We start from the raw sequence: 26542 nt of genomic DNA, 5'->3' as shown, positions 1-26542 counted from the left end.
GGCTTAATCCCCATAATCCGCAGGCAGCGCTTCGAGCGTCACCTTCGCCTCGCCCGCATTGTCTCCGTAGGCGTGCCGCCACGCGCCGTCGGGGTTCCGGCCCTGCCCGCCGAGCAGGAGCGCGGTCGGCAAGAAACCCGAATAGGCGTCGTTGACGTAGAGGAACAGCTCCAGCGATTTGGGCGCCTTGAAGCGCACGGTCATCGCCTCCTTGCCGTCGCCCTTCCGGAACGGCGGAGTGGGGTCGGCCGGGAGGATCGTGAAAGCGTCCTCGCCGACTTGCAGCATCGGCTTGAACCAGGGCTGGTCGATCACGCGCCGCACGGCGAGGCCGGCGAGGAAGAGCCCCGCCTTCTGCGCGACGCCCAGCTCATTGCGCTTCAGGCCGCCGAGATTGGCGGCAAGCGCCGCGTCGCGCCACTCCTTCGTGATCGAGAAGGTCGCCAGATAGCTGCGTCCCTTCTCGAGCCTGACGCCGGTTGCGAGGCATGGCGCGGCGGTCTCGAAACTGAAAACCTTCCTGGCGCCTTCGGCCAGCGTCTCCGTAACAGCCGAGGATCGGCAGACGCCGCCCCGATAGGCGCGTAAGTGGAAAATGAAACGATCGGTCGCGAAGAGGACGATGGCGAAGGCCAGCGCAAGCAGCGACGCGGGCAGAACCCGGTTCGAGAAGATGTCCCAGAGGCGGACGGCTGGGCCGCAGTTCAGGAGATAGCTCGCGACATCGTCCCAGAACGCCGTGATCCGGCCGCGCGGCTCCTCGTCCGCCATGCCCCAGGCGGCGCGCGAACGGTCGGCGATGATCACCCGCAGACGCCCGCCCCACAGAAACGAGGCCAGGAAGATCGCGCCGAGCGCCGCCGAGAAGATCGGATGCTCGACGAAGCCCTCGAGCCAGGGCGAGAGGAAGCCCGGAAGATAGCCGCCGACGAAGGCCGCGATGTCGGAGAGGGGAAGCGCGAAATCGCTCCCGTCCGCGTCCTTGTCGAGAAGCGGGGTCAGGAAGACGAGCACGAGCAGGGACCAGAGCGTCGCCTGATACATGACGCGCCGCCAGAAGACCGCGCAGGTCACGAGCTTCAGCAGCGCCGGCTTCGGCGCGCGAAGCTTTTCGATCGCCTCCGTCATCGGCGACGCCTTCACCCCGTTCGCTCGCGTCATGAAGGCGGCTTTGCGGGCCTCGTCGTCGGGGCTCGACGCGATCTCGTAGAGGAGGCGGCCGTCGTCGTCGACGACGTCCATCCTGGCCGGCAGCGCGATTGGCGCGTAGCCCTCGAAACGCAGCGCCATGCGCTGCACGACGCTCTCGTGAATGAGCGGCGTCGCCGGCTCATGCGCCGCGGCCGCGGCCTTCGCGCCCGGCTGCGTTTTCATCGTCAGCCGGCGCGCGTCATTGAGGATGCCGGCGATGTCGCGCGGCTTGTAGCGATAGAGCGCGCTGAGCCCGCTGCGCGAATCGTAGAGCTGCCCGAAGGCGGTCGCCTTGGCGCAAATATCCGCGACGACGCCCTCCCGAAAGACGACGCCGGCCTTCATCGCCTCCTTCATGATCCAGCGCAGCGGCAGGATCGCCTGGCTATCGTCGGGATAGCCGCCGCCGACATTGGCGTGCACGCCCGCAAACCAGATCTGCCGACTTCGCTCGCTCACCTCCTCATGGGCCTTCTTCTCGGCGTCCTCGCGCGAATGTCCGGCCTGGACGAGCGCCTCGGCAATCGCGGCGCGCAGCTCCCGCGCCTTCTTGCGCGCCAGCGAGTCGTCGAAGGGGATCGGCGTGAAGGCGTCGCGCTCGTCGTCGATCGAGAGCGCGTGGCGCGTCACTTTCACATAGTCGAGCAGATCGTAGCTGCTGAAGGTCAGCGGGAAGACATAGCGGTCGATGACGATCCGTAATTCCTCCACCGGCATGCCATAGGCGCCCACCGTGTCCCACAGGCCGAGGAAGTCGATCTTCTCGACGCGGCGGTTCCTGGCGCGGTCGTAAGGCCGGCGGCCGCGGAGGCGGTCGAGCAGGGGAACGACGACGTTGTCGCGCGGCCATCGCCAAAGATTTTCCAGGCCCAGCCGCGTCCTGAAATGCCCGGCGCGCATGCGGCGATAGGCGCAGCGCGCGAGCCTGTCGAGTTCGGCCTCGGAATCCGCCTTGACGGGCAGGCCTTCGGAATCGACGAGCCCCAGCAGGACGCGGATGGTGAAGGCGCCCCGGCTGAAGCCGAAGCAGGCGATCTTTGGAATTTCGCTTTTGCGGATTTCAGGGATCTCGCCCGTGTTCGGATCGACGAGCGCCTCGATCGAATCCGAATAATGGCGGGTGAGGAATTTGTAGAGGTCGAGCACATTGCGCTTCATGCCGAAGCCGAAAGCGCCGCCGATGGCCGCGAGCCAGCGATGCTGGGAGGAGCCCACGCCGTCGTCATAATAGGCGATCTGTCCCTTGTCCGGCGACATATCGAGCGCGTCGTACAGGCGGAAGACGTTCGTCTTGAAGGGGGAGGCCGAGCTGTTTCCGGTGCCGTCCGAAAAAAGGACGATGGTCTTGAACATGCGCGCTCCCTGAAATCTGTTCTTCTAAAGGCGCTTAGCTGACCACGCCGCCGCTTGGCGCGCAAGCCTGCTTTCCGCGCCCGTCCAGGGTGATCGGGTCAGCGCCGGTTAGTTGTTTGGCTGCGCGCCTGAAGGCGCGCGGTCCAGAAAGACGCCGCCGGACCGCGAGCCTTCAGGCTCGCATCGTCAGGGACCCGACCTCGATATTGTCGGCAATCTCGCTCTTCCCGTAAGGGAGGATTCGCTCGCGCCCGACATTCGTCCGCTCGCCCCGCCGCTCCCGTCCGTCTTGAAACTCCGCGCCTGCCGTCCGACATTGCGAGACGCGCGCCCTTTCGCGCCAAGGACTGAAAGCATGACCGACGGCGACTTTCGCGGCGATTATTCCCGGCGCGCCTCCGACCTGCGCGCGTCGCCGCCGCCCTACATCCCGCCCCAGGCGCTGGAGGGCGTGCGCACCCGCCGCGTCATGGCCGTGGGGCTCGACCTCATCCTGGTGTCGGGGTTGTCGGTGGCCCTGTTTTTCGGACTCTTCATCCTGAGCTTCGGCATGTCGGCGCTCCTGCTGCCGCCGATCTTTCCGATCGTCGCCTTTTTCTACAACGGCCTGACCGTTTCCGGGCGGCGCATGGCGACGCCCGGCATGGCCTTCATGGATCTCGAAATGCGCACCATGCAGGGCGAGCCCGTGCCTTTCCTGCAGGCGGCGGTCCATGCGGTGCTGTTCTACGTCACCTGGATGTTCCCGCCGCTGCTGCTCGTCTCCCTCGTCACGAGCGACAAGCGCTGTCTCCACGACATTGTGGCCGACGTTGTCGTTTTGAGGCGGTCGGCTTGAATTCGGCATTGGCGCGAAACCTTTTCTCGCCCTATTCTCTGTTGAGCCAGGGACCGAGTTTTCGTGACCAAAGAGCCTCGCGACGCGCCACAGTTCTATCTGACCTCGCCGGCGCCGTGCCCCTATCTCCCGGGGCGCGCGGAGCGCAAGGTGTTTACCCATCTCATCGGCCTGCGGGCCCCGGCGCTCAACGACACGCTGACCCAATCCGGTTTCCGGCGGTCGCAGACTATCGCCTATCGGCCGGCCTGCGAGCATTGCCGGGCTTGCGTGTCGGTGCGGGTCGTCATCGACGAATTCTCGCCCGACAAGACGCAGCGCCGCACGCTGCGCCGAAACGCCGACATCGTCGGCGAGGCCCGCCCGACGCGCGCGACCCCCGAGCAATATGCGCTCTTTCGCCGCTATGTCGGCGCGCGCCACGCCGATGGCGGCATGGCCGACATGAACATGGTCGATTATCAGATGATGATCGAGGACAGCCATGTGGACACGCGGCTGATCGAATACCGCCTTTCCCCCGACCTGCCGGGCGCCGACGCCGACCGCCTCGTCGCCTGCTGCCTCACCGACCGGCTCGCGGACGGCCTGTCCATGGTCTATTCCTTTTACGAGCCCGGTTTTGAGGGCCGCTCGCTCGGCTCCTTCATGATCCTCGACCATATGAGCCGCGCGGGCGCCGCGGGTCTGCCACACCTCTATCTCGGCTATTGGGTCGAAGGCTCGCGCAAGATGGCCTACAAGGCGCGCTTCCTGCCGCAGGAGCGGCTGGGGCCGGAGGGCTGGACGCGGATCGGTTAAACGGCCTTCATATTTCGAGCATCGCCTCGACGAAACTTTCGGGATCCGCGCAGAACTCGCGCAATAGCTTGAAATGCGCGGTCTCGCGCAGCGTGACCGGCCGCAGCCCGCCCCGGTCGAGACCGAGCAGCGTTATGCGATCAAAAGAACTTGCGCCGCGAGGCTTTAGCCGAACCAAGCCCTGGCGGCGCCGGCGAAAGGCGGCTCGAGGCCACAAAATCGCCGCCTATTCGCGCCTTGTTAACCCAGAAGCTGCACATCATGTACAACCCTCAGCCGGCGCAGCCCTGGCTTGGCGCCCGGCGAAACCGTTTCCCTCCGCGGCCGCGGAAATCCACTGCGACTGGAGCGAATGTTGCAAAAACTGGCGATCCTTCCGCTTTCTCTCTTTTCGCTGTCCCTTGGCCTCGCATTCGGCGCGACCGACGCCGCGCGCGCCGAGACGGGGCAAGCCGAATGGGCTCAGAGCTACGACGCCGCCGCGCGCCTGACCGTTTCGCGCTCGACGACCCCCATCCTGTCCGAAGCGACGGTCGCCGCGACCGAGCAGGCCATCGAGCGCTATCGCGAAATCGTGAACAATGGCGGCTGGCCGCAGGTGCCGGCCCAGCAATTGCGGCTCGGCTCCAACGGCCCCGCCGTATCGGCGCTGCGCCGGCGGCTGATCGTCTCCGGCGACATCGGTCCCGAGACCGGAACGAGCCCCATTTTCGATTCCTATGTCGAGGCCGCCGTGCGCCGGTTCCAGGCGCGGCATGGCGTCATCGAGACCGGCGTCGTCAATCAGCAGACGCTGACGGCGCTGAACGTGTCCGCCGAAACGCGCCTGCGTCAGCTCGAGACGAATCTGGTGCGCCTGCGCAGTTTTTCGCATGATCTCGGCAATCGCTACGTCACCGCCAATATTCCGGCCGCGCAGGTCGAGACGGTGGAGAACGGGCAGGTCGTCACCCATCACATTGCGGGCGTCGGCAAGATCGACCGCCAGTCGCCGGTGATGCAGACCAAGGCCTATCAGGTCAATTTCAACCCGTTCTGGACGGTGCCCGCCTCGGTCATCCGCAAGGATCTGATTCCGAAGATGCAGGCGGACCCGAACTATCTCCACGACAATCACATCCGCGTCTACAACAAGGAAGGCCAGGAGCTGCAGCCCGAGCAGATCAACTGGCGTTCGCTCGACGCGCTGAACTACAAATTCCGTCAGGATATCGGCGGCGACTTCAACTCGCTCGGCGTCGTGCGCATCGACATCGCCAATCCTTACGGCGTCTATATGCACGACACGCCCGCCAAGGGCGTCTTCGGCGACGACTTCCGCTTCGTCTCATCGGGCTGCATCCGCCTGCAGAACGTGCGCGACTATGTCGCCTTTCTGCTGCGCGAGACGCCGGGCTGGGACCGCGACGCAATCGACCGCGCCATCGCTTCCGGCGAGCGTCTCGACGTGAAGATCAATCCGGCGGTGCCGGTCTATTGGGTCTATATCACCGCGTGGGGCACGCCGGACGGGATCACCCAGTTCCGCGAGGACATGTATCAGCGCGACGGCCTCACAGCCTCGCGCGCCGAGCCGGCGGATTATTCGCAGATGCCGGTGACGCAGGCCGCGGCGCCGCTGGCCGCGCCGCCGCAAAGCCAGGGCTCGCGCCCGCTGCGCAGCGAGCCGCTTCTGCCGCGCGACGACAACTGATCGGACCGCGAGCCTTCAGGCTCGCCGTCTTTGTGCGAGCCTGAAGGCTCGCGGCCCCGCCCGCCTTATCGCGTAATCAGCCGCGCGCCCCGGTGATAGGTGAAATAGGCGGCGATCCAGCTGATCGCGACAAAAATTCGGCTGCGCAGGTTCACCAGAAAATAGACATGGACGACGCTCCAGAAGAGCCAGCCGGGAAAGCCCGTCAGCTCAAGGCGTCCGAGCTTCACGATCGCCGATTTGCGCCCGATCGTGGCGAGGCTGCCATGGTCGCGGTAGCGGAAGGGTTTTTGCGGCGCCTCGCCCCGCAGCCGCCGCCTTATGGCGCGTCCCGCATACCAGCCCATCTGTTTCGCCGCGGCCGCGAGCGCCGGAACCGGCGTTCCGTCCGTGTCGTCAATGCGCGCCAGATCGCCGACAACATAGATATCGCCGCTCCCCGGAACCGTCAGTTCCGGCGTCACCTCGATCCGCCCGCTCTTGTCCGCATTTGCGCCGAGCCAGTCGGCGCCCGGAGAGGCCCGCACGCCGGCCGCCCAAAGGATCGCGCCGGCGGGAATTTCCGCGCCGCTCGCGACGACCTTTTCTTCGAAAACCTCTTCCACTGCCGTATTCGTTCGCACCTCCACGCCCATCCCTGCGAGCGTGCGCGCCGCATAATCGGAGAGCCGCTCCGGAAAGGTCGAGAGAATGCGCGGTCCCGCCTCGAGCAGCAGGATGCGCGCCTTGCACGGATCGGCCCGGTGGAATTCCGCAGGCAGGGCGCCGCGCGCGAGCTCGGCGATGGCGCCCGCGAGCTCCACGCCCGTCGGCCCCCCGCCGACAATGACGAAGGTGAGGAGGCGCGCGCGCTCCTCCGTATCGGCGCTCGCCTCCGCCCGTTCGAAGGCGGTAAGCAGGCGGCTGCGGATCAGCGTCGCGTCGTTCACTGATTTGAGGCCCGGCGCGCTCTTGGCCCATTCCTCATGGCCGAAATAGGAGTGCGCCGCCCCGGTCGCGACGATGAGGAAATCGTAGGCGATCTCCCCCACGCGCGTTTTAACGGCCTTGCGCGCCCGGTCGACGCCTTCGACCGCGAGCATCAGCACGGTCACGTCCTCGCGCCCGCGCAGCACGTAGCGGATCGGCCAGGCGACGTCGGCCGAGGCGAGAGCGGCGGTCGCGACCTGATAGAGCAGGGGCTGGAAACAGTGATGGTTCTCTTTGTCGAGAACCAGGATTTTCGCGCCGCCGCCCGCGAGGGCCTGCGCCGCCGAGACGCCGGCGAAGCCGCCGCCGATGATGACGACGCGGGGAGGGCGGTCTGGCGCAGGCATTGGCGGGCTCCCGGATCGAGACGACCCGGGGATCAGCTAGCCCCCAAAGGGAAATTGGGAAGGAGGGCGCCTTCCCCGCTCCCCGCGCGCGGGGGTTTCACGGGGAGAGGGGAATCACTGCCGCGCGGCCTTCCAGGTGCCGCCGCACATGTCGGTTGAGGACGACCACGCGCCCGCGCCCTTGCCGCCTTTCAGCACGCCGTGGAAACGGGCGACATGCTCGCCTTCGCCGGTGAAGCGGGCGACGATGTTGCCGGTCTCGTCCACATAGCCCCAGGACGTCACCGGCGCGCCTTCGGCCGAGGCGATCTTGCCGCCGGCGACGTCGAGCTTCGAGGGGATCAGCGACGGGCACGCGCCGACACTCGTCGTCGCCTCCACGCTCCAGGAGCCGTCCGGGTCCGAGACATGCGCAGGGGCCGCGCTCTCGACGACCTCGTTCGGCTCTGTGCGATGATGCTTGTATCCCCCCTTCGCCAGCGCGCCGCTCGCAGCGAGCGATACTGCAACGGCGATTGCCCATGATCTCATTTGGCCTCCCCCAACGCCCGCTGAAGAACGTCGTACATATCGCACCCGATGAAAATGAACTCCGTCACCCCCGCGTCGCGCAGCTTCTGCTCGAGATCGCCGGGGCGGCCGGCGGAATAGAGCTTCGCGCCCGCGCCCTTCAGGGCGACGGCCGCCGGCTCGGCGGCGGCGGCGTAGACCTTGTCCGACGAGCACAGGCAAGCGAGTTTCGCGCCAGACGCCTTGAAGGCCGCGACCATGTCGGCGCCCGAATCCGTCTCGGGGCCGAAAACCGCTTCCATGCCGCCGGCTTCGAAGAAGTTCTTGGCGTAGTTGGCGCGCGCGGTGAAGGCGGCGACGGAGCCGAGATTGGCGAGGAAGACCTTCGGGCGGGCGCCTGTCTTTTGGGCATGGGCGTCCGACTCGTCGCGCAGACGCTCGAAAGGCTCGGAGAGGCGGCGCGCCGCGAGGGGCGCCGTCTTCACGGCTCCGGCGGAGGCGTCGGCCGCCTGGCGCGCGGCGTCGAAGGGCGCGAGGACGTCGAGCAGCTTCTCGTGAATGTCCGGGAATTCGTTGGCGCCGATCACCTTTTCCTTCGAGCGCGCGACCCTCTTGGCCCGTTCGCCGGCGATCTGGGCCACGCGGCCCTGCAAGCTTCCTTTTTCCAGAGAGGCCGGCAGGCCGCCCTCGGCCTCGATCTCCTGGAAGGCGGCCCAGGCGCGCTCGCAGAGCGCCTCGGTCAGCGCCTCGAAGCCGCCCGCGCCGCTCGTCGGATCGTCGACCACGTCGATATGCGACTCGTCCTGCAGAACGAGCTGGGTGTCGCGGGCGAGGCGGTGGGCGAAACCGTCCGGCGCGCCGAGCGCCTGGGTGAAGGGCAGCACGGTGACCGTGTCGGCGCCGCCGATGGCGGCCGAGAAGGTCGCGAGCGTCCCGCGCAGGATGTTGTTCCACGGATCGCGGCGCGACATCATGCGCCAGGCGGTTTCCGCGAAGATGAGCGCCGGCTCGGGCGCAAGGCCGCAGGCCTCCTCCACGCGGGCCCAGAGGCGGCGGGCGGCGCGGAATTTGGCGACGCCCATGAACTCGTCGGCGTCGGCGGCGAAGCGCAGGGCGATGAGCGAGCGCGCCGCCTCGACGTCCAGGCCGTTGTCGGCGAGCGCGCGCAGATAGGCGACGGCGGCCGAAAGCGCGAAGGCGAGCTCCTGCGTCTCCGAGCCGCCCGCGGCGTGAATCACGCGCGCGTCGGCGACCACGGCGCCATTGGCGAAGCCAGCCCTGGCGACGGTCTTGGCGGTCTCGGCGAAGGTCTTCGACGCCTGCGCCCAAGGGGCCGGCGCGACGCCGTGCAAGGCCTGCAAGCCCAGCGGATCGAGGCCGAGCGAGATGCGGGTGATCGACGGCTCGATGTGATGGCTGTCGACATAGCGCATGATGGCGCTCACGGCGTTCGGCGCGCGCGGCGAGGCTTCGACGACGACCGGGATGGCGTAATCGAGGCGGACCCCGTCGAGCAGATGCGCGATCGTCTCCTCGCTGTCGCTCGTCAGGCCGGCGCCGTAGGAGCCTTGCGAGCCGGCGAAGACGATATGCAAGCCGTCGGCGCCGCCTTCGAGGTCTTCGAGGGCGAGCTTGTTGGCGGCGTCCGCGTCGGCGAGGTCGACGCGGCCGAGAATCGACCAGCGGCCGGGCGTGCGGCGCAGGGCGCGCGGACCTTCCGCCCTGGCGCGTGCGTAGAGCGGCGCGATGGCGACGCCGTCATAGGTCTTGGAGACCAGAGAGTCGAAGGAGCCGCCTTTCAGCGCCTTGTCGACGAGCTTGCGCCACTGCTCCTCGGTCGGCTGTGGAAAAACCCCGGCAATGGCTGTCTCATTGGCGCTCATTTGGACCTGACCCCTCATGTTTTGCGGGCCTTTTGCCAGAAAGCGCCGTCTTGGGGAAGCGGGCGCCGACGCGGGGCGGCCGCGCCGGGCTTTATTTTCGGCTCCAAAACCCGTAACCAAGTCGCGCCGCCTGCCTGGGCGGCATGGGCCGGCGCGCGGCGGTGTCGAAAACGCCCGAGGCGTCCGGCGCGCCCTGCGTCAATGCGCCGCGACGGCGCCCCGCTCCTTGGCGGGGCGGAAAAGACCCTACGGAGGGATTTCGTGACAGATAATCCTCAGGACATTACCAAGCTCAAAGAAGAAATCATCGAAGTGATTGCTTCCGAAGGCATGGTCGACCGCACCAAGGTGACGCCGGACGCGACGATCGAGAGCCTTGACCTCAAATCGGTCGACATCGTGATGATTCTCACGGCCCTTGAAGAGAAGTTCAACGTCTACATCCCGATGGACGGCTCGCTGCAGGAGGCGAAAACGGTCGAGAGCCTCATCGACGCCATCGCCGAGCACATTCAGAAAGAGCGCGAGACCCAGTAAATGGCGGCATCGCGTGGGGGAGGCGGCGGACGGCGCGTCGTCGTCTCGGGCATGGGCGCGGTCTGCGCCGCGGGCGTCGGCGCGCGCAAGCTCTGGGAGGCTGCGCGCGACGGCGTCTCCCAAATTCGCGAGCTGAAGACGATGCGGCCCTATGACGGCCGCATCAGGATCGCCGCCCAGGTCCCGGATTTCGATCCGGCGGCGTATATCGAGCCCAACGTCCTTCCCTTCTGCGACCCCTTCACGCAGTTCGCGGTCGTCGCCGCCGACGAGGCGATGGCGCAGGCGGGCTTCGGCCGCAAGGACGTCGCGGGACCGCGCACCGCCGTGATCATGGGCACCGGCATTGGCGGCATGACCACGATCGAGGACGGCATCTACCGCTATTACGTCGAGAACACCCGCCCCGAGACCTTGAGCGTGCCCAAGCTCATTCCGAGCGCCATGCCCACGACGCTCGGCGCGCGCTTTTCGGCGCTGGGGCCCACCTTCGCCGTCGGCAGCGCCTGTTCCTCCGCGAGCCAGTCCGTCGGCATCGGCCTGCAGATGATCCGCTGCGGCATGGTCGACAAGGCCATTGTCGGCGGCGCCGAGGCCTGCGTCATCAACGCCACCATCCGCGCTTGGGAAGGGCTGCGGGTGATGACGCCCAATTTTTGCCGGCCTTTCTCCATGGGGCGCAACGGCATGTCGCTCGGCGAAGGGGCGGCGGTCTTTGTCCTTGAGACGGCGGAGTCCGCGAAAGCGCGCGGGCATGAGCCGCTCTGCGAGCTTGCCGGCTACGGCACGACGAGCGACGCCAAGGACCCCGTGCGCCCGGATCTCGACGGCGCCGCGAGCTGCATTGCGCAGGCGCTGGACGACGCCGGCCTCGCGCCCACGGACATCCATTACGTCAACGCTCACGGCACGGCGACGCACGCCAACGACATCACTGAGTCGGAAGCGATTCTGCGCGTCTTCGGCGATTACGGCCGCGAGGTTCCGGTTTCCTCCACCAAGCCGATTCATGGCCATGCGCTCGGCGCCTCGGGCGGGTTGGAGCTCGCCATCGCGATCGAGGCGCTGCGCGCGCAAATCGCGCCGCCGACGATCAACTTCCTGGAGTTCGATCCGCGCTGCCCGATCGACGCGGTGCCCAATGTCGCGCGCCCCCACAAGATCGAGGCGGCCATGTCCAACTCCTTCGCCTTCGGCGGCGTCAACGCCGTGCTGATCGTCCGCCATGCAGCCTGACGCGCCCCGGTCCCTTGGCCCTTTCCGTCTGCGCGTCGATCCGGCGCAGGCCGCGGCCTATTCGCGCGAGACGGGCGGCGACGGATCGAGCGTGCCGCTCTCTTTTCCCGCCGTGTGGCTGACCGATCCGACGCTGTTCGACCCGGTGCGCGATCTCTGCGCGGCGCTTGACGTCGTGCCGGTGCATGAATCGCAAAGCTTCGCCTATGAGGCGCCGCTCCTTGCCGGCGGGAGCTACGATGTGAGCGTCGCCATGCGCCGCGAGGAGACGCCGCCGCGCCTCGTGATCGACGCGACGATCGTCGCGCTGGACGGCAAGGCGGTTGCGAAAAGCGAAACCATGCTGCGCCTCGTGCCCCGCGCGGGCTTCGGAGCGGCGTCATGAGCGACGACATCAAGGTCGGCGACAAGCTGCCGGAAACCGTCATCGGCCCCTTCGACGCGCAGGCGCTCGCGCGCTATGCGGAAGTTTCGGGCGACGACAATCCGCTGCATCTCGACGACGTTCTCGCCGCCAGGATCGGCCTCGCCGCCCCGCCGGTCCATGGCATGAAGCTGCTCGCATCCTTCGAGCCGATGCTGAAGGGCTGGCGTCCGGATTTCACGCTGGTCGGGCTCGGCGCCAAATTCATCCAGCCGATCCTGCGGGGCGAGCCCGTGACGCTCTCGGGCCGCGTCCTGCGCGCGTCGGAGACGGAGATTTTCGTGCGCCTCTTCGCGCATGGTTCGGCTCGCACGCCCGGGCTCATCGGCGAGGCGACGCTGCGGCGGGAGCGGGGGAAATGAGGCCCTTGCCTTTAGTCGATCGACGCTCTCATTCCCTCCCCCTTGCGGGGAGGGCTAGGGTGGAGGTGAGCCGCAGCAACAACCCAAGATTGTCGACCCCCACCCCCAGCCTCTCCCCGCAAGGGGGAGGGGGGTGGGCGCGCGGAGGCTGCAAGTGACCAAACGCCTTCTCATCACCGGCGCCTCCTCCGGCATCGGCCGGGCGCTCGCCGTCGCCTATGCGAAGGGCGGCGCCAGCCTCTATCTTCTCGGGCGCGACCAGAAGCGCCTCGACGCGACGGCCGAAGCCTGCCGCGCCGCCGGCGCCGCGGAGGTCGAGACGCGCGTCGCCGACGTTCGCGACCGCGAGGCCATGGCGGCGATCGTCGGGGCCGTCCACGCGGCGCGTCCCATCGACATCCTCGTCGCCAACGCCGGCGTGGCGACGGGCCTCTCGCCGGGGCAGATTCTCGAAACGCCGGAAGCCGTGCGCGCCATGATGGCGATCAATGTTTCGGGCGTTTTCAATACGGTCGAGCCGGCGATCACGCCCATGGCGGCGAGGGGGCGGGGTCACATCGCCATTATCGGCTCCATGGCGGGCGTGCGGAGCCTGCCCTATTCGCCTTCTTATTGCGCCGCCAAGGCGAGCGTTCACATGTGGGCGGATTGCCTGCGCGGGCGGCTTGCGCCGCATGGCGTGAAGGTGAGCCTCATCGTGCCGGGCTTCGTCGAGACGCCCATGTCGGCGCGCACGAAATCCTGGCAGCCGGGGGCGGTGTCCGACGAGAAGGCGGCGCAGATCATCAAGCGCGGACTGGAGCGCGGCCGCGCCGTCATCGCCTTTCCGCGCTTCATGTATTACGCCATGCGCTTCTTCACTTTCGTCCCGCACGGCCTCGTGGACGGCGTGATGCGGCGCTTCCATGTCGAGGTGCCGGAATCCCAAGAGCGCGGCGAAGAGACGTGACTTTCTGGGTCGCCCTGAGCTGGGTCGCGGCGATCTATTGGACCGTGGCCATCGCGCTCCTCGTCGTCTCCGTCGCGGCCACCATCCTACAGCCGCGGATCGCCGAGCGGCGGGCGCGGCGGCGCGACCAGCCGCCGGTCTCCGTCGTGCTGCCGGTGAAGCTGCTGGAGGAAGGATTCGAGCGCACGCAGGAATCGGCTCTCGCGCAGACCTATCCGCGCTTCGACGTCACCGCTTCCGCCGTGGACGCGGACTGCCCCGCCGCGCGGAAGATGCGCGAGCTTTTCGCGCGCCACCCGGAGGTTCCCTCGCGTCTGCTCGCCTCGACCGCCCGCTTCGCGGCGAGTCCCAAGGTCGACAATCTCTACGCGCCCTTCATGCAGGCGGAAAACGACGTGATCCTGATGAAGGACGCCAACGTCCTTCTGGAGCCCGGCGCGCTCGCGGAGCATCTGCGCCAGCTCAACGACGATGTCGGGCTCGTCTGCGCCATTCCCTATTGCGCCGGCCTTGAAAATTTCGCGGCGCATGTGGAGGCGGGGATCATCAACGGGCCGCACGCCCGCATGCTGTTTCTGGCCTCGTGCCTCGGGCAGGGGCACGGGGTCGGCAAGATCATGCTGTTTCGCCGCTCCGACTTCCTGCGCGCGGGCGGCTTCGACGCCATTTCGCATACGGTGGGCGAGGACAATGCGCTGGCCAAGGCCATGCGGCGAATCGGTCAACGCCCTGTTTTCTCTCACCGCCCCGTCCGCCAGGAGCTCGGCGCGCGCAGCTTTCGGGACGTTTATCAACGGCAATTGCGCTGGAGCGTGATCCGCCGCAACGATGAGCTGCTGTCCTTCCTTGCCGAGCCGATCTGCCAAGCCTTTCCGTCAGTTGTGGCGGGCGCCCTGGCCGCGCCGGTTGCGGGAATGACGCCGTTTTGGGGCGGGGCGGCGACCCTTTCGCTCTGGTTTGCGCTGGAGACATTGCTTTCCATGGCCAAAGGATGGCAGTTATCCTATGCAGCGCCTGCGGTTTTTATCTTCCGCGAGGCGGTGATGCTTGCGGTCTGGGTGAACGCCTGGATGACCGACCGGGTGATCTGGGCGAAGGACAAAGTTCACGCGCGCGTCGCGGCGCAGCCGGCGCCCCCCGCGCATGAAGAAGGATAACCTTTTGCTGCTCGGACTCTTCCTTTTCCTCGTCGACGCCGTCGCCTGGCTCTGCGCCGCGATCCTCGTCGCCATCGGACTTGGCTATCTCGTCGTCATCGGGCGCTTTCTTTACGATCTTGCGCGCGGCGCGCGCGATCCGCAGGCGCCGTCGGTCCCGGACGCGGATCTGCCGCATGTGCTGCTGCAGATTCCGGTCTTCAACGAGCCGCTCGTCACCGAGCAGTCGCTGCGCTGCGTCGCCCAGCTCGACTGGCCGAAGGACAGACTGCGCATCCAGCTTCTCGACGATTCCACCGACGAGACGAGCGAACGCGCCGAGCGCGTCGCCGAGGAGCTGCGCGCCAATGGGACGATCGTCGACCATGTGCGCCGCGCGGATCGCTCCGGTTTCAAGGCCGGGGCCTGCGCCCATGGCCTGACGCTGACCGACGAGCCCTTCATCGCCATGCTGGATGCGGATTTCCGTCCGCCGGCCGATTGGCTGAGGCGCACTGTGCCGCTTTTCCTCACCGACGGCCGCGCCGGCTTCGTGCAGTCGCGCTGCGAGTTCCAGAATTACGAGACGAACTGGCTCACCCGCGCCCAGGGCCTCATCCAGGATGGCCATTACATGGTCGAGCAGCGCTCGCGGGCGCTCGCCGGCTGGCTTTTCCAGTTCAACGGCACGGGCGGGATCTGGCGCCGCGCCACGGTCGAGGACGCCGGCGGCTGGTCGGATTACTCGCTATGCGAGGATCTCGATCTCACGGTTCGCGCCGAGCTCAAGGGCTGGCATGGCCTCTTCGTTTCGCAGCCGCCGATTCCCGGACAGGTGCCGGACGGCATTCGCGACTTCCGCCGCCAGCAGCGCCGCTGGTCCAACGGCTTCGTGCAGGTGGCGCAAAAGACCGTCCTGCCGATCTGGGAAGCGCCGTGGCCGCTCATGAAGCGCGTGATGGCGATTTCGCTCATCGCCCACCAGATCTTCTTCCCGGCGGCCGCCATCGGGCTCATCGCCTTCGCGCTCGGGGCCATGCTGCATGGCTCGTTCGCGCCCTATTCGGGCCTCCTCGAACTGATCCTGGCCATGACGCTGATGGTGGCGCTCGGCGTCACGCTCCCGCCCTATCTGGCGCTGAGACGCGGCGCGGTGCTCGATTACGCGCGGACGGCGGGGTCGGTGCCGCCGCTCTTCATCTATCTCGCCTTCGCGAACGGCGCGAAGATCCTGCAGACCATCCGCGGCCGCAAATCGACCTTCAAGCGCACGCCCAAGCAGGAAACGGCGACGGTCGACGCGACGCCGGCGGACGCCGAGGCGGAGTAAGGCGAGGCGGCAAAATAAGCGCGCCCCGTCACTTCTCTCTCCCCGCTTGCGGGGTGCTTGCGTGGAAGGGTGAGGGGCGAGGCGGGCGTCACTCCAAATGCGCGGGCGCCTCGAAGGCGTCTTTGTCGGTGAGGACCGTCAGCGTCGCGTCGGCGCTCTTTGGAACGGGACCGGTCGAGAACAGGGTAAGCGAGAAATCCTTGCCGTCGCGCCTGCTCTCGATGAAGAGCGGCTCCTGAACCTCCGCGAAGACGTCCTTCGCCTTGCCGGGGCCCGCGACGCTGAGGCGCCAGCCGTCGCCAGCCTTCTTGAGAGAAAGCCGCTTCTTGGCGTCCGCGGCGCCGATCTTCGCAGGCACGCGCCTTTCGGCGGCGGCGACGACGGCGGCGAAGGGCGAGGCGCCCGTCTGCGGCAGGGCGAGCGACAGATCGGCCTTGGCCGGCAGGCAGATCTTGCCGCAGGCGGCGTAATCGAGCCGCATATCGAGCGTCACCGGCGACGCGGGGTCTTTCGGGACGACTTTGAGCGGAAAGATCACGGTCTCGTCATAGCCGACGACGACCGTGCCGGCCTCGTCGATATGTTTGGGCGCCGGGTAGGCGACTTCGACCGTCGCGACATTGGTCGATTTCGAGAAATCGAAGACGGGCGGCGAGCCGGCCTCTCCCGGCTGTCGCCAATAGGTGACGGTATGCGGATCGAGGCTGATCTCCACGCCCGCCCGATATGCGCCGTCGTGAATCGGGCCGGCCGCAAGCAGCCGCACGGCCGAGACGCTCCCTTTGGCGGGGGCGGTGGCGAAGTCGGGGCCCGCGGCGCGCGCGGGCGCTTGCGCCGCGGCGGCGCTCAGGACGGCCATGGCTATGGTGGAGGCGAGAATAGCGCGCGTCTTCGACTCTAGCGATTTCATGGGCTTGATTTCTGGACGTTTGAAACGCCCCATCTATCCACGCCGCTTGTTAAGGGGGCGTTGCGGGCGTAGCATGACCCTATGAGCGTGCGGCCTTCAAAGCAAGGTTCCGAGTATCCGTTGGGCGGCGGCCCGCGTGAATCGGGACGGCGTTATCTCGACGGGCAATTGCTGGTCGCCATGCCCGGCATGGCGGATGAGCGCTTTGCGCGCGCGGTGATCTATCTCTGCGCCCATTCGGAAGAAGGCGCGATGGGCATTGTGGTCAATCAGCCGGCGCGGGTGAAAAACTTCCCCGAACTCCTTGTGCAACTGCAGGTCATCGCGCCGCAGGAGCGCATCAGCCTGCCGCGCGGCGCCGAGGAGATTCAGGTGCTCTCCGGCGGCCCGGTGCAGACGGATCGCGGCTTCGTCCTTCATTCGCCGGATTTCTTTCTCGACAATTCCACGCTGCCGATCGACGACGGCGTGTCGCTGACGGCGACGATCGACATTCTCCGCGCCATCGCCGCCGGCGAGGGGCCGCATCACGCGCTGCTCGCTTTGGGTTATGCGGGTTGGGACGCCGGGCAGCTCGAGGACGAAATCCAGAGAAACGGCTGGCTCCACTGTCCGGCCGATCCGGAGCTGCTTTTCGATCGCGATCTCGGGAGCAAATATACCCGCGCGCTGCGATCGATGGGGATTGATCTTGAGCGGCTGTCGTCCAGCGCGGGGCATGCTTAGGGGCGCAGATAGTTGGGCGTGATCGATCGTCTCCCCGCCGTCATGCCCGCGACAAGCGCGGCCATGATGCGGGAAAGAGCCAGGGAGGCGGAGGGCCTGGCGCTCGCGGCTAAGGCGCCGGATTGCCGTGAAGCTGGTGGATCTCGTCAATTCGCTCCTCGATCTCCGGCGTGATCGTCAAATTCACGGAATCCAGATCCGTCTTCAATTGCGCCATGGTCGTCGCGCCGATGATGTTGGAGGTGACGAAGGGGCGCGACGTCACATAGGCGATGGCGAGCTGCGCGGGATCGGCGCCGATCTCCTTCGCGAGCTTCAGATAAGCGCCGATCGCCGCCTCGACGCCGGGCTTCTCGTAGCGTTGCGCCCGTTCGAACAGCGTCGTGCGGGCGCCGGGCGGGCGGGCGCCGCCCTGATATTTGCCGGTGAGGTAGCCCTGCGCCAGCGGCGAATAGGCGAGAAGCCCCACGCCGTCGCGCTCGGCGAATTCGGCGAGGCCCATCTCGAAAGTGCGGTTGATCAGGTTGTAAGCGTTTTGAATGGAGACGACGCGCGGCCCGTGGCCCAGCTCCGCCGCCCGCAGGAAGCGCGCGACGCCCCAGGGCGTCTCGTTGGACAGGCCGATATGGCGGACCTTGCCGGCCCTCACGAGATCCTCCAGCGCCGCCAGCGTCTCCTCGAATGGGACTTCCGCGCGCTTGGAGGGTCGTCGATAGGTCGTGCCGCCCGCGCCCCAGAGCGGCAGAGAGCGATCGGGCCAGTGAAGCTGGTAGAGATCGACATAATCGGTTTGCAGCCGCCTCAGCGAGCCCTCGATGGCGTAGGCGATGTTCCGGCGGTCGAGGACCGTGCCGGCGCCGTCTTCGCGCAGCCATTTCGCGTCGCCGCGTCCCGCGACCTTGGTCGCGACGATCACTTTGTCGCGGTTTTTGCGCCTTGCGAGCCAGGAGCCGATGATGCGCTCGGTCGACCCCTGCGTTTCGGGGCGCGGGGGGATTGAGTAGATTTCGGCCGTGTCGATGAAATTCACGCCGCGCGACGCCGCGTAGTCGAGCTGCTCATGCCCCTCGGCCTCCGTGTTTTGCTGGCCCCACGTCATGGAGCCCAGACAAATGGCCGAGACGGAGAGATCGGTAAGTCCCAGTTTTCTGTATTCCATTGGTCTCGCCTAAACGCTGACGACGTGATTGATTCTAAAGGTTTAGAGCGCGCTCCATGCGAAAGTCGGTTCCTCCTTTTTCGCCAGCCGCGCTCTAGCGCAGGAACTCGCTGGATTGAAGATCCAGCCGCAATTCGAAGCTCTGCAATTGCGTGAAGATGGGCAGGAGCCACGCCTTGAGCGCGGCGCGCACGACGATGGACATGTCGCCGGGCGGCTCCTTCAGGAAGGCCGACAGCGAGAGGTCGAAATCGCCGAGCGCCCACGCGATCGCCGCTTCGAGCCGGGGGATCACGAGCTTCCCGCGCGCGGGATATTGCGCGAGGATATGCAAGGCGTCCGGTCCCAGCGGCGCCGCGCCCTCATTGTGGACGACGGTGATCCAAAGTTCCGGCCAGGTCGTGTTGAGGAGCCGCGCATTGTTCGCAGCCGTCTGCGAAACGTCCGACTGGTAGAAAATGATCGGCTGGACGCCCGCGCGTCCGGCCTCTTCCAGAAAACCGATCTCGGCGATGGTCGCGAAAAGCTGGTCGAAAGACCGGCTCCACACATCGATGACCTTCGGGGTCCCGTCGGGGATCAGCAGACGGTCGAAGAGCGAAATCTGACCCTTCACGTCGCAGATGTCGACGACTTGCGAAAGGCCCGGAAATCGCGGGGCGTAGGAAGGCTCGCGCGAATCCGTGTCGAAGCCTTCGACCGGGAGTCCGCGCGAGAGATAATAGTCGGTCAGGAGTCGCGCCGCCGTGGTCACGCCGGTGCGCGAATGCGGCGAGCAGACAAAGAAGACGAGGGTGCGGCGACTCATTTAATCCTCGCGGACGAGGGCGGCGCCGCCCGCGTCTTAACGCCCTTTGCCTGCGCCGTTGATGAGGTCGAGAAGCCCGACCCGCTCGAATTCGTCCGCAACTCTGGCGAGCCAGGTGCGGACATAACCGCGCAAGACGAAGGAGTGATCCGCCGGTTCGCCCTCCGCCGTCTGATTGGCGATGAAGGTCGAATAGGGCGCGCCCGCAAGCTCCACCTGCTCATAGGCCAGTTCGCCGAGCTTCGGGATGGTGATCTCGCCGGTCGTGTGCACGTCCTCAAAATATTTGGCGTGCGTCTGCGGATCCCACTCGAAGAACGTCGTGTCGTTCACATGGTTTTTCACCATGAAATAATTGGCGTCCGTCATGTAAGGCGCAATTTCCGCGATCTCCTCGAGCGAGGCGATGGACGGGCCGATGACGTGAAGCAGGATGAAGCGGAACTCCCCGGCTTTCACCGCGTCGAAAAAGCCGATCTCGTCCAGCGCCTCCAGCGCCGGGCTCAGGCCGCCGGCGCGCACGTCGATGATGCTGACCTTGGCCTGCGAGGAATTGAGCGTGTCGATGATCTTCATCTGGTCGGCGGTCGACGTCAGATCGACGATCATCGTCTCGTCGGGATGGAAGCGATAGAGCGTGCCCCGCGGCGTCTCCGTGTCGAAGGCGCGGGCCTGTAAGTTGTTGAGGGAGAGGAAGTCGAGAACGGCTCGCGCAATTGTCGTCTTTCCCACGCCCCCCTTATCGGCGCCGACGACAATGACCGTTGGTTTCATAATTGCTCCTGAAGATTGCTGCGGCGAGGCGATCTCTCTCACCTCGCGACGCGGTTCCGGCTCCTTCTTCGGAGGCGGCGGCGTTTCCTTCGTGGTTTTGATCGGCCTTTTTACCATGCGGTCTCCTATGCGCTTGCGCGCTGCCGTTCCGATTGGTCACCCGATTCTTAACAAACATAGAATGTGCCCGTTTGTCATGTCCCAGCTTTTAATTCGGCTCGTGCGGGCAGTTTTCACAGCATTATCATGTAATTTTCATGCATTAGGCATTTCTGCAAGGTGAATTGACATGCGTGCGATTTAGAGTATCTAACCGTTCGAAATACAGAACGCCACCGCCGCCGGCCGTGAACGCCGCCGCTATTAACCTGAAACGAGCGCATGAGTATTGCATTGGACATCATCGCCGATCCGCCCCTCACGCCGTTGGAGCCCGATACGCCCTTCCTGCGCGTCGAGGACCGTAACGGCGTCGTTCACGAGCTCGCGGCTGTCGAAGGATGGCGGCTGATGGAAATATTGCGCGACTATGGCATGGGCATGGAGAACACATGCGGCGGGGCGCTCGCCTGCGCGGAATGCCATGTCGTGCTCGACGCCGGATCGGTCGCGCGCGTGCCGCCGCCGCGCGAGGACGAGCTGGAAAAGCTCGACGAGCTGCCGATGCTCTACGAAAATTCCCGTCTCTCCTGCCAGATCGTCTGGTCGGACGAGATGAGCGGCCTCTCGCTCAAACTGGCGCAGGAGACGTAATGTCCGCGCTCAAACATCCGCAGATCCTGCTGGCCTCCGATCTCGCCGATGGCGAGGTGCTGTTCCTTGGGCCTGAAGGCTGGGAGCGCGACCATCGACGCGCGCGCGTCGCGCAGGACAAGGAAGAGGCCGGCGCGCTGGAGGCTTTCGGCAAGGCCGAGGTCGCCGCCAATCGCGTCGTCGACGTCTATCTCGCCGATGTGGAGGTCGGCGCGGACGGCGTTCCGACTCCGCTGCATTATCGCGAAAAAATGCGCATCAAGGGGCCGAGCGTGCGTCTCGATCTCGGCAAGCAGGCGCAAGGAGCCGCGTAAATGACCGCTCACGATCCCGCTCTCGCGCGGCCCAACGCCCCCACCACGACCTATCGCTACGACGAATATGACGCCGCCTTCGTCAAGGAGCGCGTCGCGGAGTTTCGCGAGCAGGTGCGCCGGCGCCTCGAAGGCGCGCTCACGGAAGACGAGTTCCGCCCGTTCCGCCTGATGAACGGGCTCTATCTTCAGCTTCACGCCTACATGCTGCGCGTCGCCATTCCCTATGGCACGCTCACCGCGCGGCAGATGCGCCGTCTCGCCGACATCGCGGATAAATATGACCGCGGCTACGGGCACTTCACGACCCGCCAAAACCTGCAGTACAATTGGCCGAAGCTCGTCGATACGCCCGACATTCTGGAGGCGCTCGCCGAAGTCGAGATGCACGCCATTCAGACATCCGGCAACTGCATCCGCAACGTCACGGCCGACCATTTCTCCGGCGTCGCCCCGGATGAAATCGAAGACCCGCGCGCCACAGCCGAGTTCCTGCGCCAATGGTCGAGCTTTCATCCGGAGTTCTCGTTCCTGCCGCGCAAATTCAAGATCGCGGTGACGGGCGCCGAACATGATCGCGCGGCGATCATGGCGCATGACATCGGCCTTCGCATCGTGAAGAACCAGGCGGGCGAGATCGGCTATCAGGTGGCCGTCGGCGGCGGCCTCGGCCGTTCGCCCTTCATCGGCAAGGTCATTCGCGACTATGCGCCGCGCGCCGATCTGCTCGCTTATCTCGAAGCGATCATGCGCGTGTACAACCGCTTTGGCCGCCGCGACAACAAATACAAGGCGCGCATCAAGATCCTCGTTCACGAGAAGGGGATCGACGAGGTGCGCAGCGCCGTCGAGGCCGAGTTCGCCTCCATGGATCGCTCGGTCTTCGCCTACGATCCTGCCGAGTTCGAGCGCATCGCGGCCTTTTTCGCGCCGCCGCCTTATGACGCCCTTCCGGCGGAATCCGCGAAGCTGCGGACCGAGCGCGTCGCGCATCCGGCCTTCGGCAATTTCGTGGACGTCAATGTGGCGCCTCACAAGGTTCCGGGCTATGCGATCGTCACCGTCTCGCTGAAGCCCATTGGCGGCATTCCAGGCGACGCCACCTCGGCGCAGATGCGCGTGCTGGCCGACGCCAGCGAGCGCTTCGGCTTCGGCGAACTGCGCATCAGCCACGAACAGAACGTCATTCTGCCGCATGTGAGGCAGGACGACCTCTTCGATCTGTGGAAGACGCTCGACGCCGCCGGCCTGGCGACGGCCAACGCCGGCCTTGTCTCGGACATCATCTCCTGCCCCGGCCTCGACTATTGCTCGCTCGCCACGGCGCGCTCCATTCCCATCGCGCAGGCGATCTCGAAGCGTTTTTCGGACCTCTCGCGCCAGCGGCGCATCGGCAAGCTCGGGATCAAGATTTCAGGCTGCATCAACGCCTGCGGCCACCATCATGTGGGCGCGATCGGCATTCTCGGCCTCGAAAAGAAAGGCAGGGAATCCTACCAGATCACGCTTGGCGGCGATCCGACCTTCTCGGCGCATATCGGCGAGATCCTGGGCCCGGGCGTGACGGCGGAGCAGGTTCCCGACGTGATCGAGCATATTGTCGACTTCTATCTGGCCGAGCGCCGGGAAGGCGAGGCTTTCATCGAAACATGGCGGCGCGTCGGTCACGCCCGCTTCAAGGACGTGCTGCGCCGGGAGGGCGAAGATGGCGCTGATATCTGACGGCCGTTTCATCGAAGACGACTGGCGCCGGCTCGCGGACGAGGAAGCCTTGCCGAAGAGCGGCAAGGCGGTCGTCTCGTTCTCGCGTCTGGAACATGCGCTCGCTCATCTTCCCGGGGGCGTCTCCCTGGGTGTGAACGTCCCGAACACGACCGATCCCGCCGCGCTCGTTCCGGCGCTGTCGCGTCTCGGTCTCATCGAGATCGCCTTCCCGGCTTTCGCCGACGGACGCGGCTTCTCGCTCGCGCGCCTCGTTCGCCGCGCGGGCTTTACGGGCGAGCTGCGCGCAAGCGGGCGTCTGCTCGCGGATCAATACGCCCACGCGCTCGGCTGCGGCTTCGATACGGTCGAGATTCCGGACGATCTGGCCGAACGGCAGGACGAGTCCCAATGGCGGGCGGCCCGCGCCGCTTATTCGCGCACCTATCAGCGCGGCTATGTCGCGGCGGGCTCCATCCTCGACGCGCGGCGAAAGGCGGCGGCGAAATGACGGCTTCCATCGCTGAAATCCTTGCGCCCCGCCTCGCGCCGCTCGATCTCGATCATCGCCTCCAGCTCGTGCGCGAACTCATCCCCGGCCGCATCGTCTTCACGACGAGCTTCGGAGTCGAGGATCAGTTCATCACGCATTCGATCTTCACCCAGGGGCTCGACATCGACGTCGCGACGATCGACACAGGGCGGCTTTTTCCTGAAACCTACACGCTTTGGGAAGAGACCGAGGCCCGCTACGCCCGCCGCATCCGCGCGGCCTATCCGCAGGCCGCGCCGCTCGAAGCCCTTGTGGAAGAGCAGGGCGTCAACGGCTTCTATAAATCCGTCGAGGCGCGCAAGGCCTGCTGCCATGTGCGCAAGGTCGAGCCGCTGTCGCGCCTGCTCGACGGCGTCTCGGGCTGGATCACGGGCCTGCGCGCGGATCAGTCGGCCGCCCGCGCCGATGCGCCGCTCATCGCTTTCGACGCCGGACACAAGGTGCTCAAGATCAATCCCGTCATCGATTACACGCGCGACGCCATCGTTGACGCCACGCAGGAGTTTTCCATCCCCGTGAACGAGCTGCACGCCAGGGGATTTCTCTCCATCGGCTGCGCGCCCTGCACGCGCGCCATAGAGCCCGGCGAGGACGAACGCGCCGGCCGCTGGTGGTGGGAGCAGGACGACAAGAAGGAATGCGGCCTGCATGTCGGCGAGGATGGCGTTCTGCGCCGCGGCCCCGGCCCGCAGCCGGCGCCGGAGGTGTTCGGATGAGCGCCCTTCCGACGCGTTCGCTCGGCCATCTCGACCGCCTTGAAGCCGAGAGCATTCACATCATGCGCGAGGCTGTCGCGGAATGCGAAAAGCCGGTGATGCTCTTTTCGATCGGCAAGGACTCCATGGCGATGCTGCATGTCGCCCGGAAGGCCTTTTATCCGTCGAAAATCCCTTTCCCCCTGCTTCACGTCAACACGACGTGGAAGTTCCGCGAAATGATCGAATTTCGCGACAGGATCGTGAAGGAGTGGGGACTGGAGCTGATCGAATATGTCAATCCCAAGGGGCTTGAGATGAATATCAGCCCCTTCGTGCACGGCTCGAAGCTTCATACCGAGATCATGAAGACGGAGGCGCTGAAGCAGGCGCTCGACAAATACAAGTTCGACGCGGCCTTTGGCGGCGCGCGGCGCGACGAGGAGAAGTCGCGCGCCAAGGAGCGCGTCCTCTCCTTCCGCACGGCGCAGCATCGCTGGGACCCGAAGAACCAGCGACCGGAATTCTGGCGCCTCTACAACACCCGCAAGGCGCCCGGCGAAAGCCTGCGCATCTTCCCGATGTCCAATTGGACGGAGGCCGACATCTGGGATTACGTCGCGCGCGAGAACATTCCTGTCGTGCCGCTTTACTTCGCCAAGGAGCGGCCCGTCGTGCGCCGCAGCGGCACGCTGATCATGGTCGACGACGCGCGCATGCGGCTCGAACCGGGCGAAGCGATCGAGAACAAGATGGTGCGCTTCCGCACGCTTGGTTGCTATCCGCTCACCGGCGGCATCGAGAGCGAGGCCGCGACGCTCGACGAGATCATCACCGAAATGCGCGAGAGCCGCTCTTCCGAGCGGCAGGGCCGCCTGATCGACCATGACGGCTCCAGCTCCATGGAACAGAAGAAGCAGGAAGGGTATTTCTGATGCAGAGCGCCGAGGTCATCGACGCGCCCGCGCCGGCCGCCGCGCGTCACGCGGCCGACAAGCCGCTCCTGCGCTTCATCACTTGCGGTTCGGTCGACGACGGCAAGTCGACGCTGATCGGCCGTCTGCTCTACGACGCCGATCTCGCGCCGGACGATCTCATCGCCGCGCTCGAAGCCGACTCCCGGAAGCACGGCACGCAGGGCGACGAGCTCGACTTCGCACTGCTCGTCGACGGCCTCGCCGCCGAGCGCGAGCAGGGCATCACCATCGACGTCGCCTACCGCTATTTCGCGACCGACAAGCGCAAATTCATCGTCGCCGACACGCCCGGCCACGAGCAGTATACGCGCAACATGGCCGTCGGCGCGTCGACCGCCGATCTCGCCATCCTGCTCGTCGACGCGCGCAAGGGCATCCTGCCGCAGACGCGCCGCCACAGCGTCATCAACTCGATGTTCGGCGTGCGGCATGTCGTCGTCGCGGTGAACAAGATGGACCTCGTCGGCTACAGCGAGGAGGTCTTCCGCAAGATCGAGGCGGATTTCCGCGAATTCGCGAAGCATCTGCGCTTTGCTTCAATTTACGTCCTGCCGCTCGTCGCCAAGGACGGCGACAATCTTGTGCATGACGGCGCCGCCAACATGCCCTGGCATGACGGACCGCCTTTGCTGACCTATCTCGAAGGCGTCGCGGTCGAGGACGTGATGCGCATCGCGCCCTTCCGCATGCCGGTGCAATGGGTCAATCGCCCCAATCTCGATTTCCGTGGTTTTTCCGGCTTCATCAGCGGCGGCAACATCCGCCCCGGCGACATTGTTCGCATCCTGCCGCTGGGCCGGGACACGCGCGTTTCTCGCGTCGTCACTTATGACGGCGATCTCGAAAGCGCCGTCTCCGGCCAGTCCGTGACGATCACGCTCGCCGAGGAAATCGACTGCTCACGCGGCGATCTCCTGTCCTCGCCCGTCTCGCCCGCGAAGGTCGGCGACCGGCTGGAGGCGAGGCTGTTGTGGCTCGTGCGCGAGCCGCTCGCCGCGGGCAAGAGCTATCTGTTGAAAATCGGAACAAGGACGACGCCCGCGAATGTGAGCGAGGTCGATTCCCGCATCGAGATCGAGTCCGGCCTCGCGGCGCCGATTGCGTCGGGCGAGACGCTCGGCTTCAACGAGATCGGCGAGGCGAAGCTCTCTCTCGAGACGGTCGTCGCGTGCGATCCCTATATCGAGAACCGAGAGACCGGCGGCTTTATCCTCATCGACCGCATCACCAACGAGACCGTGGCGGTGGGCATGGTGAAGACGGTGACGGCCTCGGAGCGCCGCGCCGAGGCGCCGTTGACCGATCTCAGCTATGCCTCGATGGAAGGCGTCGAGATCGAGCGCGAGAGCTATCGTCCCTCGCGGCAGCGCAGCCTCGCCAAGGCGTTCTCCTGGCTTTTGCCGGCAAGCCTCTCGGCCTTTGTCATCGTCAACGCCTTCGTCCACGACGCCGCGCTTTCCGCGGAGATTACCGGCGTCGAGATGATCGCGATCTTCGCGCTCTATTACTTCCACGAGCGCTTCTGGACGCGCTACAGCTACGGGCTGGAAAGGAAGAAGGAACCGCCGGCTCCGGGCGTCGATCCGGGGATTTAGCGCCGGACCGCGAGCCTT

26 protein-coding genes are annotated in these 26542 nt (G+C 66.1%); 18 read left to right on the top strand and 8 right to left on the bottom strand.

The features are described from left to right. Positions 1-3 precede the first annotated feature (3 nt). Positions 4-2544, bottom strand: coding sequence for a DUF2235 domain-containing protein (locus ACNHKD_RS18035; protein WP_442754865.1), 2541 nt, complete (start codon positions 2542-2544; stop codon positions 4-6). Positions 2545-2899: 355 nt separating this feature from the next. On the opposite strand from ACNHKD_RS18035, the gene ACNHKD_RS18030 reads away from it, so the two are divergent. From ACNHKD_RS18030 to ACNHKD_RS18020, 3 genes are all read left to right on the top strand, one after another. After that, positions 2900-3382 carry an RDD family protein gene (locus ACNHKD_RS18030; protein ID WP_442754864.1) on the top strand — a complete coding sequence of 161 codons (483 nt, stop codon included), beginning with the start codon at positions 2900-2902 and terminating at the stop codon, positions 3380-3382. A 63-nt stretch (positions 3383-3445) separates the two neighbouring features. Beyond that, positions 3446-4183: an arginyltransferase gene (locus ACNHKD_RS18025; RefSeq protein ID WP_442754863.1), complete on the top strand. Its 738-nt coding sequence runs from the start codon at positions 3446-3448 to the stop codon at positions 4181-4183. A 352-nt stretch (positions 4184-4535) separates the two neighbouring features. Further along, positions 4536-5876: a L,D-transpeptidase family protein gene (locus ACNHKD_RS18020; RefSeq protein WP_442754862.1), complete on the top strand. Its 1341-nt coding sequence runs from the start codon at positions 4536-4538 to the stop codon at positions 5874-5876. Between the two features lie 65 nt (positions 5877-5941). Here the strand turns inward: ACNHKD_RS18020 and ACNHKD_RS18015 are convergent, their stop codons facing one another. The 3 genes from ACNHKD_RS18015 to ACNHKD_RS18005 all read right to left on the bottom strand — a co-directional run bounded on the left by ACNHKD_RS18015 (position 5942) and on the right by ACNHKD_RS18005 (position 9585). Beyond that, on the bottom strand, positions 5942-7192 hold the full coding sequence (locus ACNHKD_RS18015; RefSeq protein ID WP_442754861.1) for an NAD(P)/FAD-dependent oxidoreductase: 1251 nt from the start codon (positions 7190-7192) through the stop codon (positions 5942-5944). 114 nt (positions 7193-7306) lie between these two features. Next, positions 7307-7723, bottom strand: a complete 417-nt coding sequence (locus tag ACNHKD_RS18010) for a hypothetical protein (RefSeq protein WP_442754860.1) — start codon at positions 7721-7723, stop codon at positions 7307-7309. Beyond that, entirely contained in the window at positions 7720-9585 is a 1866-nt protein-coding gene (locus tag ACNHKD_RS18005) for a methylmalonyl-CoA mutase family protein (protein ID WP_442754859.1), read from the bottom strand. The genes ACNHKD_RS18010 and ACNHKD_RS18005 overlap by 4 nt, the downstream gene beginning before the upstream one ends. A 261-nt stretch (positions 9586-9846) precedes the next feature. Here ACNHKD_RS18005 and ACNHKD_RS18000 point away from each other — a divergent pair, with 261 nt between their 5' ends. From ACNHKD_RS18000 to ACNHKD_RS17970, 7 genes are all read left to right on the top strand, one after another. Continuing rightward, complete coding sequence (locus ACNHKD_RS18000; protein ID WP_442754858.1) at positions 9847-10122, top strand: acyl carrier protein; 276 nt, start codon at positions 9847-9849, stop codon at positions 10120-10122. Next, positions 10123-11358, top strand: coding sequence for a beta-ketoacyl-[acyl-carrier-protein] synthase family protein (locus tag ACNHKD_RS17995; RefSeq protein WP_442754857.1), 1236 nt, complete (start codon positions 10123-10125; stop codon positions 11356-11358). Next, a complete protein-coding gene (locus ACNHKD_RS17990; protein ID WP_442754856.1) occupies positions 11348-11743 on the top strand; it encodes a hypothetical protein in 396 nt (131 codons plus the stop codon). Before ACNHKD_RS17995 ends, ACNHKD_RS17990 begins: the two co-directional genes overlap by 11 nt. Then, entirely contained in the window at positions 11740-12144 is a 405-nt protein-coding gene (locus ACNHKD_RS17985) for a MaoC family dehydratase (RefSeq protein WP_442754855.1), read from the top strand. The genes ACNHKD_RS17990 and ACNHKD_RS17985 overlap by 4 nt, the downstream gene beginning before the upstream one ends. Positions 12145-12298: 154 nt before the next feature. Next, on the top strand, positions 12299-13093 hold the full coding sequence (locus tag ACNHKD_RS17980) for an SDR family NAD(P)-dependent oxidoreductase (protein ID WP_442754854.1): 795 nt from the start codon (positions 12299-12301) through the stop codon (positions 13091-13093). Further along, positions 13090-14250 carry a glycosyltransferase gene (locus ACNHKD_RS17975; protein ID WP_442754853.1) on the top strand — a complete coding sequence of 387 codons (1161 nt, stop codon included), beginning with the start codon at positions 13090-13092 and terminating at the stop codon, positions 14248-14250. Before ACNHKD_RS17980 ends, ACNHKD_RS17975 begins: the two co-directional genes overlap by 4 nt. Then, positions 14237-15559, top strand: coding sequence for a glycosyltransferase family 2 protein (locus ACNHKD_RS17970; protein WP_442754852.1), 1323 nt, complete (start codon positions 14237-14239; stop codon positions 15557-15559). The genes ACNHKD_RS17975 and ACNHKD_RS17970 overlap by 14 nt, the downstream gene beginning before the upstream one ends. An 88-nt stretch (positions 15560-15647) precedes the next feature. Here the strand turns inward: ACNHKD_RS17970 and ACNHKD_RS17965 are convergent, their stop codons facing one another. After that, positions 15648-16469: a protein-disulfide reductase DsbD domain-containing protein gene (locus ACNHKD_RS17965; RefSeq protein ID WP_442754851.1), complete on the bottom strand. Its 822-nt coding sequence runs from the start codon at positions 16467-16469 to the stop codon at positions 15648-15650. 81 nt (positions 16470-16550) lie between these two features. Here ACNHKD_RS17965 and ACNHKD_RS17960 point away from each other — a divergent pair, with 81 nt between their 5' ends. Then, positions 16551-17195 carry a YqgE/AlgH family protein gene (locus tag ACNHKD_RS17960; RefSeq protein WP_442754850.1) on the top strand — a complete coding sequence of 215 codons (645 nt, stop codon included), beginning with the start codon at positions 16551-16553 and terminating at the stop codon, positions 17193-17195. Between the two features lie 109 nt (positions 17196-17304). Here ACNHKD_RS17960 and ACNHKD_RS17955 read toward each other — a convergent pair whose 3' ends face one another. The 3 genes from ACNHKD_RS17955 to ACNHKD_RS17945 form a co-directional block, all read right to left on the bottom strand. Then, complete coding sequence (locus ACNHKD_RS17955) at positions 17305-18354, bottom strand: aldo/keto reductase (RefSeq protein WP_442754849.1); 1050 nt, start codon at positions 18352-18354, stop codon at positions 17305-17307. A gap of 94 nt (positions 18355-18448) precedes the next feature. Continuing rightward, positions 18449-19162, bottom strand: coding sequence for a hypothetical protein (locus tag ACNHKD_RS17950; RefSeq protein ID WP_442754848.1), 714 nt, complete (start codon positions 19160-19162; stop codon positions 18449-18451). Between the two features lie 36 nt (positions 19163-19198). After that, positions 19199-19939, bottom strand: coding sequence for a hypothetical protein (locus ACNHKD_RS17945; RefSeq protein ID WP_442756930.1), 741 nt, complete (start codon positions 19937-19939; stop codon positions 19199-19201). Between the two features lie 378 nt (positions 19940-20317). Between ACNHKD_RS17945 and ACNHKD_RS17940 the strand changes: the two genes are divergently transcribed. The 7 genes from ACNHKD_RS17940 to cysN are packed head-to-tail and all read left to right on the top strand — an operon-like array spanning position 20318 to position 26524. After that, positions 20318-20689 (top strand): 2Fe-2S iron-sulfur cluster-binding protein, encoded by a 372-nt coding sequence (locus tag ACNHKD_RS17940; protein WP_442754847.1) that lies wholly within the window; start codon positions 20318-20320, stop codon positions 20687-20689. Then, a complete protein-coding gene (locus ACNHKD_RS17935) occupies positions 20689-21003 on the top strand; it encodes a DUF2849 domain-containing protein (RefSeq protein WP_442754846.1) in 315 nt (104 codons plus the stop codon). Before ACNHKD_RS17940 ends, ACNHKD_RS17935 begins: the two co-directional genes overlap by 1 nt. After that, positions 21004-22725 (top strand): nitrite/sulfite reductase, encoded by a 1722-nt coding sequence (locus ACNHKD_RS17930; protein WP_442754845.1) that lies wholly within the window; start codon positions 21004-21006, stop codon positions 22723-22725. Continuing rightward, on the top strand, positions 22709-23215 hold the full coding sequence (locus ACNHKD_RS17925) for a DUF934 domain-containing protein (RefSeq protein WP_442754844.1): 507 nt from the start codon (positions 22709-22711) through the stop codon (positions 23213-23215). Before ACNHKD_RS17930 ends, ACNHKD_RS17925 begins: the two co-directional genes overlap by 17 nt. Beyond that, a complete protein-coding gene (locus ACNHKD_RS17920; protein ID WP_442754843.1) occupies positions 23212-23973 on the top strand; it encodes a phosphoadenylyl-sulfate reductase in 762 nt (253 codons plus the stop codon). The genes ACNHKD_RS17925 and ACNHKD_RS17920 overlap by 4 nt, the downstream gene beginning before the upstream one ends. After that, on the top strand, positions 23970-24887 hold the full coding sequence (gene cysD / locus ACNHKD_RS17915; protein ID WP_442754842.1) for a sulfate adenylyltransferase subunit CysD: 918 nt from the start codon (positions 23970-23972) through the stop codon (positions 24885-24887). The genes ACNHKD_RS17920 and cysD overlap by 4 nt, the downstream gene beginning before the upstream one ends. Continuing rightward, entirely contained in the window at positions 24887-26524 is a 1638-nt protein-coding gene (cysN, locus tag ACNHKD_RS17910) for a sulfate adenylyltransferase subunit CysN (RefSeq protein WP_442754841.1), read from the top strand. The genes cysD and cysN overlap by 1 nt, the downstream gene beginning before the upstream one ends. Positions 26525-26542: the final 18 nt, after the last annotated feature.

The sequence above is a fragment of the Methylocystis sp. JAN1 genome (genome assembly GCF_052186135.1).
Taxonomy (GTDB): domain Bacteria; phylum Pseudomonadota; class Alphaproteobacteria; order Rhizobiales; family Beijerinckiaceae; genus Methylocystis.
This window is presented reverse-complemented; position numbering and strand designations above follow the sequence as displayed.

Excerpts from the sequence above, each read along its gene's own strand:
- ACNHKD_RS18035 (WP_442754865.1), bottom strand. The coding sequence starts at position 2,544 with ATGTTCAAGACCATCGTCCTTTTTTCGGACGGCACCGGAAACAGCTCG.
- ACNHKD_RS18030 (WP_442754864.1), top strand. The coding sequence starts at position 2,900 with ATGACCGACGGCGACTTTCGCGGCGATTATTCCCGGCGCGCCTCCGAC.
- ACNHKD_RS18020 (WP_442754862.1), top strand. The coding sequence starts at position 4,536 with ATGTTGCAAAAACTGGCGATCCTTCCGCTTTCTCTCTTTTCGCTGTCC.
- ACNHKD_RS18015 (WP_442754861.1), bottom strand. The coding sequence starts at position 7,192 with ATGCCTGCGCCAGACCGCCCTCCCCGCGTCGTCATCATCGGCGGCGGC.
- ACNHKD_RS18010 (WP_442754860.1), bottom strand. The coding sequence starts at position 7,723 with ATGAGATCATGGGCAATCGCCGTTGCAGTATCGCTCGCTGCGAGCGGC.
- ACNHKD_RS18005 (WP_442754859.1), bottom strand. The coding sequence starts at position 9,585 with ATGAGCGCCAATGAGACAGCCATTGCCGGGGTTTTTCCACAGCCGACC.
- ACNHKD_RS17995 (WP_442754857.1), top strand. The coding sequence starts at position 10,123 with ATGGCGGCATCGCGTGGGGGAGGCGGCGGACGGCGCGTCGTCGTCTCG.
- ACNHKD_RS17990 (WP_442754856.1), top strand. The coding sequence starts at position 11,348 with ATGCAGCCTGACGCGCCCCGGTCCCTTGGCCCTTTCCGTCTGCGCGTC.
- ACNHKD_RS17985 (WP_442754855.1), top strand. The coding sequence starts at position 11,740 with ATGAGCGACGACATCAAGGTCGGCGACAAGCTGCCGGAAACCGTCATC.
- ACNHKD_RS17970 (WP_442754852.1), top strand. The coding sequence starts at position 14,237 with ATGAAGAAGGATAACCTTTTGCTGCTCGGACTCTTCCTTTTCCTCGTC.
- ACNHKD_RS17965 (WP_442754851.1), bottom strand. The coding sequence starts at position 16,469 with ATGAAATCGCTAGAGTCGAAGACGCGCGCTATTCTCGCCTCCACCATA.
- ACNHKD_RS17960 (WP_442754850.1), top strand. The coding sequence starts at position 16,551 with ATGAGCGTGCGGCCTTCAAAGCAAGGTTCCGAGTATCCGTTGGGCGGC.
- ACNHKD_RS17955 (WP_442754849.1), bottom strand. The coding sequence starts at position 18,354 with ATGGAATACAGAAAACTGGGACTTACCGATCTCTCCGTCTCGGCCATT.
- ACNHKD_RS17950 (WP_442754848.1), bottom strand. The coding sequence starts at position 19,162 with ATGAGTCGCCGCACCCTCGTCTTCTTTGTCTGCTCGCCGCATTCGCGC.
- ACNHKD_RS17940 (WP_442754847.1), top strand. The coding sequence starts at position 20,318 with ATGAGTATTGCATTGGACATCATCGCCGATCCGCCCCTCACGCCGTTG.
- ACNHKD_RS17935 (WP_442754846.1), top strand. The coding sequence starts at position 20,689 with ATGTCCGCGCTCAAACATCCGCAGATCCTGCTGGCCTCCGATCTCGCC.
- ACNHKD_RS17930 (WP_442754845.1), top strand. The coding sequence starts at position 21,004 with ATGACCGCTCACGATCCCGCTCTCGCGCGGCCCAACGCCCCCACCACG.
- ACNHKD_RS17925 (WP_442754844.1), top strand. The coding sequence starts at position 22,709 with ATGGCGCTGATATCTGACGGCCGTTTCATCGAAGACGACTGGCGCCGG.
- ACNHKD_RS17920 (WP_442754843.1), top strand. The coding sequence starts at position 23,212 with ATGACGGCTTCCATCGCTGAAATCCTTGCGCCCCGCCTCGCGCCGCTC.
- cysD (WP_442754842.1), top strand. The coding sequence starts at position 23,970 with ATGAGCGCCCTTCCGACGCGTTCGCTCGGCCATCTCGACCGCCTTGAA.
- cysN (WP_442754841.1), top strand. The coding sequence starts at position 24,887 with ATGCAGAGCGCCGAGGTCATCGACGCGCCCGCGCCGGCCGCCGCGCGT.